The following is a 13,990-nucleotide window of genomic DNA, read 5'->3' on the forward strand; positions in this document are numbered from 1 at the left end:
ACGATGTTTGAAACCGTATTGGTGGCCAACCGCGGCGAGATCGCGGTCCGGGTGATGCGGACCCTGCGCCGGCTGGGTATCCGGTCGGTGGCGGTGTACAGCGACCCCGACGCGAACGCCCGTCATGTCCTGGACGCCGACACGGCCGTCCGGCTGGGTCCCGCCGCCGCCCGCGATAGCTACCTCGACATCGGCAAGGTGCTCGATGCGGCGGAACGCACCGGGGCTCAGGCGATCCATCCCGGCTACGGATTCCTCTCGGAGAACGCCGAATTCGCCGCCGCCTGCGAGCGTGCCGGCGTGGTGTTCCTCGGCCCGCCGGCACCGGCGATCCAGGTGATGGGCGACAAGATCACCGCCAAGAACGCGGTCGCCGCCTTCGACGTGCCGGTGGTCCCCGGTGTGGCCAAGCCCGGGCTGAGCGACGACGAATTGGTCGCGGCCGCCGAAGAAGTCGGATATCCAGTGCTGATCAAGCCGTCGGCGGGCGGTGGCGGCAAGGGCATGCGGCTGGTGGACGACCCGAGCCGGCTGCGCGATGCCCTGCGGGGCGCCCGGCGGGAGGCGGCGTCGTCCTTCGGCGACGACACCTTGTTCCTCGAGCGATTCGTCTTGCGCCCCAGGCATATCGAAGTGCAGGTGCTCGCCGACACCCACGGCAATGTGGTGCACCTCGGCGAGCGCGAGTGCAGCCTGCAACGGCGCCACCAGAAGGTGATCGAGGAGGCGCCCTCGCCGTTGCTCGACCCGGAGACCCGCGCCCGCATCGGGGCGGCGGCCTGCAACACCGCCCGCAGTGTCGATTACGTCGGCGCGGGGACGGTGGAGTTCATCGTGTCCGCCGACCGGCCGGACGAGTTCTTCTTCATGGAGATGAACACCCGGCTCCAGGTGGAGCACCCGGTCACCGAAGCGGTTACCGGCCTGGATCTGGTGGAGTGGCAACTCCGGGTGGCCGCGGGCGAGAAGCTGGGGTTTGCGCAGGACGACATCGAACTGCGGGGCCACGCGATCGAGGCCCGGGTGTACGCCGAGGATCCCGCGCGGGGATTCCTCCCCACCGGCGGTCGGGTCCTGCACGTTGCCGAACCCTCGGGCGCCGGCGTGCGGGTGGACTCGTCGCTGCTGGCGGGCACGCTGGTCGGCAGTGACTACGACCCGATGTTGAGCAAGGTGATCGCCCACGGGGAGGACCGCGACGAGGCGCTGGCGAGACTCGACGGGGCACTGGCGCGGACCGCAATCCTGGGTGTGCAGACCAACATCGAGTTCCTCCGGTTCCTGCTCGCCGACGAGCGAGTGCGAGCTGGTGACCTGGACACGGCGCTGCTGGACGAGCGGGTGGCGGACTTCGCGCCGCTGCCGGCGCCCGACGACGTACTCGCCGCCGGCGGCCTCTTTCGCCAGTGGGCGCTGGACCGTCGTGCCGCGGGCAACCCGTGGGCGGCGCCGACCGGATGGCGGGTCGGAGGCGCGCCGGCCCCCGTCCGCACCGAAATGCAGACGCCGCTGCGCAGTGAGACCGTGTCGGTATGGGGACCACCGAGCGACGCCCGGGTGCAGGTCGGTGGTGCGGGTGAGATCTTCACGGCGAGCGCGCAAGTGGACGGTGCGCGGCTGGACGTCACGTTGGCCGGGGTGCGCCGCGAATACCGATGGGCGGAGGCGGACCGTCACCTCTGGATTGCCGACGAGCGGGGAGCGTGGCACCTGCGCGAAGCCGAGGAGCACAAGATCCACCGCGCGGCCGGTACGCAACAGGCCGAGATCCTCAGCCCGATGCCCGGCAGTGTGATCGCGGTCCAGGCCGCTTCGGGCGCCGACGTAGCCGAGGGCGACGTGGTGGTGGTCGTGGAGGCCATGAAGATGGAACACTCGCTCTCCGCGCCGGTTTCGGGACGAGTGGAGCTCTTGGTGTCCGTCGGCGATCAGGTCACCGTTGACCAGGTGCTGGCCCGGCTGGTTCCCGAAGAGCCCGAAGCAGCAGCCGATTCGAGTAAGGACGAAACATGACTACATCGATCACCGCGGGAACTCTGCCCAAGGAATACCAAGATCTTCGTGGCACGGTGGCCGAGTTCGCGCGCACCGTGGTCGCCCCCGTATCGGCCAAACACGATGAAGAGCACAGCTTCCCGTACGAGGTCGTCGCCAAGATGGGCGAGATGGGTTTGTTCGGCCTGCCGTTCCCGGAAGAGTACGGCGGTATGGGCGGTGACTACTTCGCGCTGTCGCTGGCACTCGAGGAACTCGGCAAGGTCGACCAGTCGGTGGCGATCACGCTGGAGGCCGGCGTCAGCCTGGGCGCAATGCCGATCTACCGCTTCGGCTCCGAGGAACAGAAAGCCAACTGGCTGCCGGACCTGACGGCCGGCCGGGCGCTGGCCGCCTTCGGGCTGACCGAGCCGGGCGCCGGCTCCGATGCGGGCGCCACCCGGACCACGGCCCGGCTCGACGGCGGCGAGTGGGTGATCAACGGCAGCAAGCAGTTCATCACCAACTCCGGTACCGACATCACGAAGCTGGTCACCGTCACCGCGGTCACCGGCACCGTCGCGGACGGGAAGAAGGAAATCTCGACGATCGTCGTGCCCAGCGGCACAGCGGGATTCACCGTCGAACCGGTCTACAGCAAGGTCGGCTGGAACGCCTCGGACACCCACCCGTTGAGCTTCGCCGACGCCCGCGTGCCGGAGGAGAACCTGCTGGGCCCCCGCGGCACCGGCTACGCAAACTTCCTGTCCATCCTGGACGAGGGCCGCATCGCGATCGCCGCGCTGGCGACCGGTGCCGCCCAGGGCTGTGTCGACGAGAGCGTCAAGTACGCCAAGGAACGCCAGTCGTTCGGCCAGCCGATCGGGTCCTACCAGGCGATCAGCTTCAAGATCGCGCGGATGGAGGCACGCGCTCACGTCGCCCGCACGGCGTATTACGACGCGGCCGCAAAGATGTTGGCCGGCAAGCCATTCAAGAAGGAGGCGGCCATCGCGAAGATGATCTCGTCGGAAGCGGCCATGGACAACGCGCGTGACGCCACCCAGATCCACGGCGGGTATGGCTTCATGAACGAGTATCCCGTGGCGCGTCACTATCGCGACAGCAAGATCCTCGAAATCGGTGAGGGGACCACGGAGGTGCAGCTGATGCTCATCGCGCGATCGCTGGGGCTGTCGTGAGCCGCGCTGGTGACGATGATGCCGGCGTAGCCGGGATCGAGGAGTGGCGCCCATGACCGAAGGCAAATCAATCATCCAGCGCGGCCTGTGGTTCGAGGAATTTGAGATCGGCACGACGTACCTACACCGGCCCGGCCGTACCATCACCGAGGCCGACAACGTCTTGTTCACCACGCTGACCATGAACACCCAGTCGCTGCACCTGGATGCGGCGTGGGCCGCCGAGCAGCCCGGCTTTCGGGGCGAGCGGCTGGTGAATTCGATGTTCACCCTGTCCACCCTCGTGGGGTTGTCCGTCTCGCAGCTGACGCTGGGCACTATCGTGGCCAACCTCGGATTCTCCGAGGTCTCGTTCCCCAAGCCGGTCTTCCACGGGGACACGCTCTACGCGGAGACCGTGTGCACCGCTAAGCGCGAGTCGAAGAGCCGGCCCGGCGAAGGGATCGTCACCCTCGAGCACACCGGGCGCAACCAGCACGGCGACGTAGTGGCACGGGCCGTTCGCACAACTCTGGTCCAGAAACGCCCCAGCGACGAGGAGCCCGAGTGAACCTGCAAGCCGCCGGCCCGGCCTGGCTGTTCTGCCCTGCGGACCGCCCCGAGCGGTTCGCGAAGGCCGCCGCCGCGGCCGACGTGGTGATCCTCGACCTCGAGGACGGCGTGGCCGAGGCGGACAAACCCGCCGCGCGCAAGGCGCTGCGGGAGACCCCGCTGAATCCCGAACGCACCGTGGTGCGCGTCAACGCGGCCGGCACCGAAGAGCACGGCCGCGACCTGGAAGCGCTGGCCGAGACCCCCTACACGGCGGTGATGCTCTCCAAGACGGAATCGGCCGCCCAGGTCTCCGCGCTGGCGCCACGTGACGTCATCGCGCTGATCGAGACTCCTCGTGGGGCGGTGTTCAGCACCGAGATCGCCGCCGCGGAGGGGACCGTCGCGCTGATGTGGGGCGCCGAGGATCTCGTCGCGGCCCTCGGCGGCAGCTCCAGCCGCTTGGCCGACGGCACCTACCGCGACTTCGCCCGCCACGTCCGGTCCACGGTCCTGCTCGCGGCGTCCACCTTCGGCCGGGTCGCGCTCGACGCGGTGCATTTGGACATCCGCGACATCGACGGATTACGGGCGGAAGCCGACGACGCCGTCGCGGTGGGTTTCCACGGGACGGTCTGCATCCACCCGACCCAGGTCCCGGTCGTGCGCGACGCCTACCGCCCCAGCGCCGAGAAAGTCGACTGGGCGCGAAGGGTATTGGAGGCGGCGCGGTCCGAGCGCGGCGTCTTCGCGTTCGAGGGACAGATGGTGGACTCGCCGGTGCTCAAGCATGCGGAGATGCTGGTGCGCCGGGCGGAGCAGTCCGCCACCGCGTGAAACTTCCCGAAAGCGGCAGTCACCCGCGCTATCGAAATCGCAGTCTTCCATTGGTCGCAAGCACCGGCCGGCTTCCGTTCGACCCGTTGCGCCGCTCGGCGCGACACGTGCGCGATCACCGCGGTCTGTTCTCTTTCGAGCGCATAATGGTGAGTACGCCAGTGTCGCGGCGAGCGGAGCCTTTCGTGTAGCTGGCGATCGACTTCGGCTCGCGCTAGGTCCCGGCTGAGGCTGTGGCCCTGCGGCACCGAGGTAGGGAGACGGTATGGCGACGGTGCCTCAACTGCCGATGACCGTCGACCTCGAGCCGGTGCAACTCGTCGCCGCGGATGGGACTCCCACGCCCGAACGCCGCTATGTCCGTGACCTTCCCGCGGAGACACTGTGCTGGCTCTACGAAATGATGGTGGTCACCCGCGAACTGGACACCGAGTTCGTCAACCTGAAGCGCCAGGGAGAGTTGGCGTTGTTCGCGTCGTGCCGCGGCCAGGAGGCCGCCCAGGTGGGCGCGGCGGCCTGTCTGCGCAAAACAGACTGGCTGTTCCCGCAATACCGGGAGCTCGGCGTCTATCTCGTGCGTGGCATCCCGCCCGGCCACGTCGGCGCGGTGTGGCGCGGAACCTGGCATGGCGGACTGGAATTCACCAAGAAGTGCTGCGCCCCGACCTCAATTCCGATCGGCACCCAGACCCTGCACGCCGTCGGGGCGGCTATGGCCGCGCAACGCCTCGGCGAGGATTCGGTGACGGTGGCCTTCCTCGGCGACGGCGCTACCAGCGTGGGCGACGTACATGAGGCACTGAACTTCGCGGCCGTGTTCGCCACACCCTGCGTGTTCTTCGTGCAGAACAACCAATGGGCGATCTCGGTGCCGATCCACAAACAGACCGCGGCACCATCCATCGCGCACAAGGCGATCGGCTACGGCATGCCCGGAATCCGGGTGGACGGCAATGACGTGCTGGCCTGCTACGCGGTGATGGCCGAGGCCGCCGCCCGCGCGCGGGCCGGCGGCGGCCCGACCCTGATCGAGGCGGTCACCTATCGGCTCGGACCGCACACCACATCGGATGATCCCAGCCGCTACCGGACCCAGGAGGAGGTGGACCGCTGGTCGGCGCTCGACCCGATCCCGCGCTACCGCACCTACCTGCAGAACCAGGGCCTGTGGTCGAACCGCCTGGAAGACCGCGTCGCCGCCCGCTCCAAGCGGATGCGCGCCGAACTGCGCGATGCCGTGTTCGGCGCAGCCGATTTCGACATCGACGAGGTGTTCACCACGGTATACGCCGAGATGACGCCCGGGCTGCACGCCCAACGCCAAGCGCTGCGGGCCGAACTCGACCGAAGCGAGGGGGGCCCCAATGACTCAGCTTGCTGATCGCCCGGCGAGTCCCGACGACACCCGAACCGCCGCAACGGAGAACGTCGGAGCGCAGACCCTGACCATGGTGCAGGCGCTCAACCGTGCTCTGCATGACGCGATGGCCGCCGACGACCGGGTGCTGGTGTTCGGCGAAGACGTCTCGGTCGAGGGCGGGGTGTTCCGGGTCACCGAAGGGCTGGCCCAAACGTTCGGCGAGCAGCGCTGTTTCGACACGCCACTGGCAGAATCCGCCATCATCGGGATTGCGGTGGGACTGGCACTACGCGGTTTCGTGCCGGTGCCGGAAATTCAGTTCGACGGCTTTTCCTACCCGGCCTTCGATCAGGTGGTCAGTCATCTGGCGAAGTACCGCACCCGCACCCGCGGCGAGATCAACATGCCGGTGACGGTGCGGATCCCGTCCTTCGGCGGAATCGGTGCCGCCGAACACCATTCGGACTCCACCGAATCGTATTGGGCGCATACCGCGGGGCTGAAGGTGGTGGTCCCCTCCAACCCGGCCGACGCCTACTGGCTGCTCCGCCATGCGATCTCGTGTCCCGACCCGGTGATGTATCTCGAGCCGAAGCGCCGCTATCAGGTCCGTGGCACCGTCGACACCGAGCGGCCCGAACCGCCGATCGGACGGGCCGCGGTGCGCCGGCCCGGCTCCGACGTCACCGTCGTGACCTACGGCAGCTTGGTCAGCACCGCGGTCGGCGCCGCGGAAGAGGCTCAGCGGCAACGTGGTTGGGAGCTAGAGGTCATCGACCTCAGGTCACTGGTTCCGCTGGACTTCGATACGGTGGCGGCATCGATTCACCGGACCGGACGCTGCGTGGTGATGCACGAGGGGCCGCGCAGCCTGGGATACGGCGCCGGGTTGGCCGCCCGGATCCAAGAGGAGATGTTCTACGAACTGGAAGCGCCGGTGTTGCGCGCCTGCGGGTTTGACACTCCGTACCCGCCGGCGCGGCTCGAGCGGTTGTGGTTACCGGGACCCGATCGGCTGCTGGACTGCGTCGAGCGCGCTTTGGGGCAGCCATGAGCGCCGACGAGCGGGTCAAGTCGTTCCGGGTTCCCGACCTCGGTGAGGGATTACAGGAAGTGACGGTGACGCACTGGAACGTCGCCGCGGGCGTCGACGTCGAGCTCAACCAGGTGCTGTGCTCCGTCGAGACCGCCAAGGCGGAGGTGGAACTGCCCAGCCCGTACGCGGGGCGCATCGTCGAAACCCACGGCGGCGAAGGCGATGTGCTCCCGGTGGGCGCGGTGCTGGTCCGCATCGACACCGCACCGCTCAACGGCGAGCCCCCGGCGGCCTCCGGGCAGGTGCCCACATTGGTCGGCTACGGCGCGGACGCCGGCATCGACGTCAGCCGGCGGAGCGGCCGCCCGCGCGCCGCCCCGCCGACCCGCAAATTGGCCAAGGAGCTGATGGTCGACCTGCGCTCGCTGCAGCGCGATCCCGACGCCATCATCACCCGTGCGGACGTGCTGGCGGCGGCGGATCAGAACGGGGCCGACGTTCGACCGGTCCGCGGCGTGCATGCCCGGATGGCCAACAAGATGACGGCGTCGCACCGGGAGATTCCGGCGGCCAAAGTCAGCGTCGCGGTTGACTGTACCGAGTTGTTGAGCCTGTCCGACCTGGCGTCGGCAGAGCAGAGGATCACGCCGTTCGTCCTGACAATGCGAATGCTGGTAATTGCGCTGCGTCACAACGAAATACTCAACTCGACGTGGGTCGACTCGCCCGAGGGCCCGCAGATCCGCGTCGATCATCGAGTGCACCTGGGATTCGGAGTGGCCACCACGCGCGGGCTCCTGGTCCCCGTGATCACCGACGCGCACAACATGACCACCCGTGCATTGGCCACTCGGGCGGGCGAATTGATCGCCGGCGCGCGGGAAGGCACGCTCGCGCCGGGGGAGTTGCGTGGCTCCACCTTCACCGTTTCGAACTTCGGGGCACTGGGCGCCGACGACGGCGTGCCGGTGATCAACCATCCGGAAGCGGCCATCCTGGGGATGGGGTCGATCAAGCCGCGCCCGGTCGCCATTGGTGATCAGGTCTTGGTGCGCCCGACGATGACCCTGACGTGCGTGTTCGACCACCGCGTCGCCGACGGCGCTCAGGCGGCCCGGTTCGTCACCGAGCTGAGGGACCTGGTCGAGTCACCCGCGACCGCGTTGCTCGACCTTTAACCGCTCAGGGGTGCGGCGGTACGGGGCACCAGAACAGGCCGCAGTTGAAATTGGGCTGGTGGAAAGGCGGCGGGGGCGGGTGATTCGGCGGGTTCTCGGTGTCCCAGCACTGGTTCCAGTACTTGTTCTCGCCCCATGCCGGGTCCCACGGCTGATTGGGGCACCAGTAAACCCGCGGCGCGGGGGCTGGCTGGGCGTGGGCGGTGCCGGCGACCAGCGCGAATCCGGCCGTGGCGAGTCCGCCGGAGAGCAGCGCCCCGGCGGCGATGCGGGTGAGGGTGATGTTCACGCGATGTGTCCTTCGTCCATGCGCCATGTCGGTTGGCGTCGTCGCAGCAAGCACACAGCGTTCGCTCTGCTACCGATCCCAACCTGCTAGCCCATGATGGCACTACCGCCGCCGCGCCGCAGCCAGTCGCTGGGCAAATTCCGGCGACTGGATGGAGTAGGCCTGAGGGCCGAGCTCCGTGCGCATGGCGAAGACGTGTTGCTCGTGGTCGAGCGATCCCGGGCTGACGGTGGCGCGCATGGTTGCCTTCGTCGCCAGCACGACCTCGCGCGGTGCGGCCGCGGGCCCTGCGGCGAGCTCGAGCGCGGCGGCGACCGGATCGTCGGCGACGGAAAGCGCCAGGCCGTGGTGCACGGCGGCCTCAGCGTCGAAACGCATGCCGAAGAGCAGGGCGGCGCGGGCAACCTGCGGGCCCACCGACCGCTGCAGCATCCAGGTCGCACCGCCGCCGGGATGCAGCCCGAGCTTCTGGAATCGGGCGTCGAACAGTGCCGCCGGACCGGCGATGCGCACGTCGGCCGCCAGTGCGAGATTCAGACCCGCGCCGACGGCCGCGCCGTTGACCGCGGCGATGGTGGGCAGCCGGCAACTGCCGATGGCCATGAAGCCGTCGTAGAGCTGCTGCAGGCCCGCCTCGGCTTTGTCGCCGCCCGCGGCGGCGAGCGCACTGAGGTCCGCGCCGGCGCAGAAGGCCTTGCCGGCGCCGGTAACCACCAGGGCGTGCACGCCAGGATCGGCCTCGGCCCGCTCCACGGCGGCGCGCAGGTGCGCCGACATCTCGGCCGTCACCGCGTTGCGCCGGTCGGGGTCGTTGACGGTGATGAGTGCGACGCGATTCTCGACGGTGAACAAGACGAGGTCGGATTGGGCCATCGGGCACCTCCGCGGCTTGGGTTTGGCGGGTCCGAGCGACGCACGATGCTGTGCCGTCGGCTGCGACTCCGGGGCAGGGTTAGGGTACTGCGCGACCTGTTCGAGGATGGCAACCGGTGGAAGCGCGGCCGCTGCGGGTTTTCGCCCAATCGGCACCGGCGGCAACCCTTTAAATGCCTTCGCATTCCGTCTTGACGCAGGGGATTTGCTCACCCTCAGGACGCGAGCGCTATTGGAGGTCGCGTACGGGCAATTCCAAAGAATTGTTGTGAAAGGCGAATGCGTTTGCCATTGGGTGCGCGAGACTACGCTCTAAACGGTGCCCCGAGACGGCACGTCGTTAATGACGGGGATGTGATTCAGGGCCGTAATTGCGCCACCGCGCCTGACCCGAAGCCGCGAGACGCAACATGCATCGAGCCGGAGCCTTGCCTATTCGTTCACCCGCATTCGGGTCTTGCCAACTTCTTCGCGAGCTGATCGAGGGCCGCTTGGCGCCGTCTGACGGCGCATGCTCGTTGATCCCGCTGCGTCCCTTGGAGCACCGCGGTTGGCAACGCGTCATAGCGCAACCTCGTGTTCGCATAGTGGATTGCCGCATCGATCATTTCGATGTAGCGCTCCGCTTCATCCGCGGCGCATGTGCCCTCGATGCGCTGGATCTCGTCCCAACAGGGATAGGAGGAGTACCGGGCATCGAGCCGTTGCTGCGAAACCTGAGAACCGAAGTAGCCGCGCCAGTCTCGGCTTAGCCACCCCCGTGTCTTGACCTCAACTTTGATCCTGTTCCCCAGCCCGGCTACGAACTTGGGTTCTCCAACTCGCACTACCGGTTGCCAGTCGTCCGACGTCACATCGACCACCCCTCGAATAGAGACGCCCTAAGTCATAATCCCCCGTCAGCGTCATCTGCTCGCACGACACGCCAATTGTCGTTCCCTAACCGTCTATTTGGCAAACTTTTGGCGACAGTGGCATCGCGGCACTTGTTAAGAGCCATTTACGCCGTTGTGTCTGGCGGCGCAGCGACCGTACGTGCCTGGCGATTGTCTCTGCCGTAATCGCCGTTATGAGCACGCTCGGTTTGGGTCTGATCTCCGCGAAACAGGCCCGTCGACCGCGATGGACGCGACCGGCCGCCAGCGGGCGTGACCGGGCCGGGCAGCTCGCACCGGCGTCGTAGTCGCGGTTCGCGGTTGCACGCCAACGATGAGATGGGCGACGCTTGCATCAATGCATTGCGGGGCTAACGAGGGGAAGCGCGATGGCAAAGGTTCTGTTCGTCGTGACCGGCGCAAGTTACTGGACGCTCACGGATGGCACGAGGCATCCGACGGGTTATTGGGCCGAGGAGTTCGCCGCCCCGTACCGGGAGCTCACCAACACCGGTCATGAGGTCACGGTGGCCACCCCGAAAGGTGTTGTGCCGCATGTGGATGTGATGAGCCTGCGTCCGTCGATGGCCGGCAGTGAAGAGATTGCCCGGGAACTGGAGGAGATCCTGCGCTCCGCAGACGAATTGCGCCGGCCGATCGAGTTGGCCGACGCCCGCCTCGAGGACTTTGACGCGGTCTACTACCCGGGCGGGCACGGGCCGATGGAGGACCTGTGGCAGGACGCGGACTCCGGCCGGCTGCTGACCGCGGCACTCGCGTCCGGCAAGCCGCTGGCCATCGTCTGTCACGCGCCGGTTGCGATGTTGGCGACCCGGCGAAACGGGGCATCGCCATTCGCCGGCTACAAGGTCACGGCGTACACCAACGACGAAGAGGACGCCGTCGGCCTGCGGGAGAAGGCGCCTTGGACCGCCGAGGACGAACTGGTCAAGCTGGGCGTCGACTTCACCCGCGGCGAGGTCTGGAAGCCCTATACGGTGAAAGATCGCAATCTGTTCACCGGCCAGAATCCCGCCTCCGCTGGACCTTTGGCGAAAGAGTTCATGAAGGAACTCCGTTAAGCGAGTGCCGCGGCCCAGGCGGGTCCACACTTATGGGATGAACGGATGTGATTGCATTGCCGACGCGCTGAGTGCGACGCCCCTGTCCCCGGCGCGGGCTGCGTGAATATGGGCGGGCCCGAGCCGGGTCGCGTGCTCAACGGCCTCTCGGACATACGCGCGTTCTTCCACACCAACAAGGTGCCGCTGTACTTCATCTCGCCGACCCCGTTCAACCTGCTAGGTGTTGACCGTTGGATACGAAACTTCTTCTACCTGACCTACTTTGACTCTTTCGAGGGCACGCACTCGCGCGTGTTCGTGCCCCGGCGGCGCGACCGCCGTGATTTCGACTCGATGGACGAAGTGTGCAGCCACCTGCTGTCCGATCCCGAGACGCTCGAATTCATCGCGGGTAAAGGTCCGGGTGGCAAGTGCTGCTTTGTGATGATGAACGCGGAAATCCAGGCCCTCGCGCGGTCGGCGGGTCTGGAGGTCATGCACCCGCCGATCGAGCTGCGTGAGCGCCTCGGCTCCAAGATCGTCATGACACGCCTGGCTGACGAGGCGGGGGTGCCGAGTGTGCCCAACACGATCGGGCGGGCCGGCTCGTATGACGAATTGCTGACGCTCGCCCAAGACGCCGGCTTGGGAGATGACCTCGTCATCTCGATCGCCTATGGCAACGCCGGCAGCGGGACGTTCTTTGTGCACGGTCAACGCGACTGGGACGAGAACGCGGGCAACCTGGTCGGGCAGGACCTCAAGGTTATGAAACGGATCCGCAATGTCGAGGTATGCCTCGAGGGTGCCGTGACCCGCCACGGCACGGTGGTCGGCCCCGCGATGACGAGTCTCGTCGGTTATTCGGAGCTGACACCGAGCCGGGGCAGCTGGTGTGGCAATGACATCTGGCACGAGGTGCTGCCACCCGCCCAGACCCACGCCGCGCGAGAAATGGTGACAAAGCTGGGCGACGTCATGCGCCGCGAGGGTTACCTCGGCTACTTCGAGGTAGACCTTCTGCATGACCTCGACTCCGACGAGCTCTACCTCGGCGAAGTGAATCCGCGTCTGTCCGGCGCGAGCCCGATGACGAACTTGACTACCGAGGCCTACGCCGACATGCCGCTGTTTCTTTTTCACCTGCTCGAGTACATGGACGTCGAATACGAGCTCGACATCGACGAGATCAACGCGCGCTGGGAGCGGGGCTACGGCGAGGACGAGGTCTGGGGCCAGGTGATCCTCACCGAGACGTCGCCGGATATCGAGATCTTCACCGCGACGCCACGCACCGGGGTATGGCGCATCGATGACGACGGTCGGGTCTCTTTCTCGCGGACCGCCAACGACTGGGCCACGCTGCTCGACGGGTCCGAGGCCTTTTACATGAGGGTCGCCGCGCCCGGCGACTTACGGTCCGAGGGCGCCCAACTCGGCGTGCTCGTCACCCGCTCACACCTGCAGACGGACGATTATCAGCTGAGCGAGCGCTGCCAGCGCTGGGTCAAGGGCATGAAGGCGAAGTTCACCTCGACGCCCCTGACGCCCGCGGCGCCGATCGTCTCGCGACTCGTCGCGCGCGCGTGAGCCGCCCGGCCGGCATCTCACTGCACAACTGGCTGTCGCCGCCTTATGCGCGGTGGTCTTTCCAGCACGTCGAAGACATGGTGCCGACCGCGGTAATCCCCCGGGGGACGGGGCCTGTCGCGCGTCTGCCGGACGCCCGCGCTCCCCTGGCCGAAATTTCGGTGACCAGCACCAACGGGACGGCGACCACCGTCGGCGCGGTAATAGCGGCCACCGTGACCGACGGGTGGGCCGTCGCACACCGCGGCTCGATGGTGGCCGAGGAGTACCGGGACGGCATGGAGGCCGGGACCCGGCACCTGCTGTTCTCGGTGAGCAAGTCGCTGGTGGCGGCCGTCGTCGGCGCGTTGCACGGATCCGGTGCGATCGAGTTGGACGCGCCGGTTACGAAATACGTTCCCGCCCTGGGGAACTGCGGCTACGCCGGCGCGACGGTGCGGCACCTGCTGGATATGAGGTCGGGCATCGCCTTCTCGGAGAACTACGATGACCCGGCCGCCGAGATTTACTGTCTCGACCAGGCGATGGGGTGGGCGCCCAAGAGCGGCCCAGACGTCCCCGCCACACTCCATGACTTTCTGCTGACCCTGCGGCGGAAGTCGGCTCACGGCGGTCCGTTCGAATATCGCTCGTGTGAAACGGACGTCCTCGGCTGGATCTGCGAGGTCGCCGCCGGCCAGCGGATGCCCACATTGATGTCGGAACTGCTGTGGAGTCGGATCGGAGCCCAAAGCGACGCCACCATTGCCGTCGACCCGGTCGGGACCGGGTTTTGCGACGGCGGCGTCAGCGCATGTCTCACCGACATGCTCCGGTTCGGGTCGCTGTTCTTGCATGACGGCGTCTCGCTGACCGGGGAGCAAGTGGTGCCGACGGCGTGGATCGCCGACACCCTTGACGGCGGTCCCGACTCGCGTCAGGCGTTCGCAGCCAGCCCCGATCGCAACACCGATCTGCCCGGCGGGATGTACCGAAACCAGATGTGGTTCCCCTACCCGGGCAACAATGTTGTGCTGTCCCTGGGCATGTGCGGTCAGATGATTTATGTCAACCGCGCCGCGGAGGTGGTGGCCGCCAAGGTGTCCACCCAGCCGCACTCCCACGAGCCGCACATGTTGGACACACTGCGGGCATTCGATGCGGTGGCAGGGGAACTGACAGGCATCGGCGGTTAGTGCCCC

Annotated in this window: 13 protein-coding genes; 10 read left to right on the forward strand and 3 right to left on the reverse strand. The window is 67.3% G+C overall.

Features of this window, described 5'->3' with window-relative positions; all coding sequences use genetic code 11:
• Positions 1–3: 3 nt before the first annotated feature.
• The 7 genes from A5709_RS17905 to A5709_RS17935 all read left to right on the forward strand — a co-directional run bounded on the left by A5709_RS17905 (position 4) and on the right by A5709_RS17935 (position 8,118).
• On the forward strand, positions 4–2,013 hold the full coding sequence (locus A5709_RS17905) for an acetyl/propionyl/methylcrotonyl-CoA carboxylase subunit alpha (protein ID WP_068121321.1): 2,010 nt from the start codon (positions 4–6) through the stop codon (positions 2,011–2,013).
• Positions 2,010–3,176: an acyl-CoA dehydrogenase family protein gene (locus A5709_RS17910; RefSeq protein ID WP_068008401.1), complete on the forward strand. Its 1,167-nt coding sequence runs from the start codon at positions 2,010–2,012 to the stop codon at positions 3,174–3,176. The genes A5709_RS17905 and A5709_RS17910 overlap by 4 nt, the downstream gene beginning before the upstream one ends.
• 52 nt (positions 3,177–3,228) lie before the next feature.
• Positions 3,229–3,726, forward strand: coding sequence for a MaoC family dehydratase (locus tag A5709_RS17915; RefSeq protein WP_068121237.1), 498 nt, complete (start codon positions 3,229–3,231; stop codon positions 3,724–3,726).
• Complete coding sequence (locus A5709_RS17920) at positions 3,723–4,544, forward strand: CoA ester lyase (RefSeq protein ID WP_068121239.1); 822 nt, start codon at positions 3,723–3,725, stop codon at positions 4,542–4,544. Before A5709_RS17915 ends, A5709_RS17920 begins: the two co-directional genes overlap by 4 nt.
• A 265-nt stretch (positions 4,545–4,809) precedes the next feature.
• Entirely contained in the window at positions 4,810–5,925 is a 1,116-nt protein-coding gene (pdhA, locus tag A5709_RS17925) for a pyruvate dehydrogenase (acetyl-transferring) E1 component subunit alpha (RefSeq protein WP_068121242.1), read from the forward strand.
• On the forward strand, positions 5,909–6,958 hold the full coding sequence (gene bkdB / locus A5709_RS17930; protein ID WP_068121245.1) for a 3-methyl-2-oxobutanoate dehydrogenase subunit beta: 1,050 nt from the start codon (positions 5,909–5,911) through the stop codon (positions 6,956–6,958). Before pdhA ends, bkdB begins: the two co-directional genes overlap by 17 nt.
• Complete coding sequence (locus A5709_RS17935; RefSeq protein ID WP_068121247.1) at positions 6,955–8,118, forward strand: dihydrolipoamide acetyltransferase family protein; 1,164 nt, start codon at positions 6,955–6,957, stop codon at positions 8,116–8,118. The genes bkdB and A5709_RS17935 overlap by 4 nt, the downstream gene beginning before the upstream one ends.
• A 4-nt stretch (positions 8,119–8,122) precedes the next feature.
• Here the strand turns inward: A5709_RS17935 and A5709_RS17940 are convergent, their stop codons facing one another.
• The 3 genes from A5709_RS17940 to A5709_RS17950 all read right to left on the reverse strand — a co-directional run bounded on the left by A5709_RS17940 (position 8,123) and on the right by A5709_RS17950 (position 10,134).
• The gene (locus A5709_RS17940) at positions 8,123–8,407 is read right to left on the reverse strand and encodes a hypothetical protein (protein ID WP_068121249.1); all 285 of its coding nucleotides are present in this window, start codon (positions 8,405–8,407) and stop codon (positions 8,123–8,125) included.
• Positions 8,408–8,509: 102 nt separating this feature from the next.
• Complete coding sequence (locus A5709_RS17945) at positions 8,510–9,280, reverse strand: enoyl-CoA hydratase (protein ID WP_068121251.1); 771 nt, start codon at positions 9,278–9,280, stop codon at positions 8,510–8,512.
• A 440-nt stretch (positions 9,281–9,720) separates the two neighbouring features.
• Positions 9,721–10,134: a hypothetical protein gene (locus tag A5709_RS17950; protein ID WP_067947036.1), complete on the reverse strand. Its 414-nt coding sequence runs from the start codon at positions 10,132–10,134 to the stop codon at positions 9,721–9,723.
• A 410-nt stretch (positions 10,135–10,544) separates the two neighbouring features.
• Here A5709_RS17950 and A5709_RS17955 point away from each other — a divergent pair, with 410 nt between their 5' ends.
• The 3 genes from A5709_RS17955 to A5709_RS17965 all read left to right on the forward strand — a co-directional run bounded on the left by A5709_RS17955 (position 10,545) and on the right by A5709_RS17965 (position 13,984).
• Positions 10,545–11,237, forward strand: coding sequence for a type 1 glutamine amidotransferase domain-containing protein (locus A5709_RS17955; protein WP_068121253.1), 693 nt, complete (start codon positions 10,545–10,547; stop codon positions 11,235–11,237).
• 108 nt (positions 11,238–11,345) lie between these two features.
• The gene (locus A5709_RS17960; RefSeq protein ID WP_068121255.1) at positions 11,346–12,809 is read left to right on the forward strand and encodes a biotin carboxylase; all 1,464 of its coding nucleotides are present in this window, start codon (positions 11,346–11,348) and stop codon (positions 12,807–12,809) included.
• Complete coding sequence (locus tag A5709_RS17965; protein ID WP_068121257.1) at positions 12,806–13,984, forward strand: serine hydrolase domain-containing protein; 1,179 nt, start codon at positions 12,806–12,808, stop codon at positions 13,982–13,984. Before A5709_RS17960 ends, A5709_RS17965 begins: the two co-directional genes overlap by 4 nt.
• Positions 13,985–13,990: the final 6 nt, after the last annotated feature.

Source organism: Mycobacterium sp. E1386 (assembly GCF_001672745.1).
In the GTDB taxonomy this organism is placed as follows: Bacteria; Actinomycetota; Actinomycetes; order Mycobacteriales; family Mycobacteriaceae; genus Mycobacterium.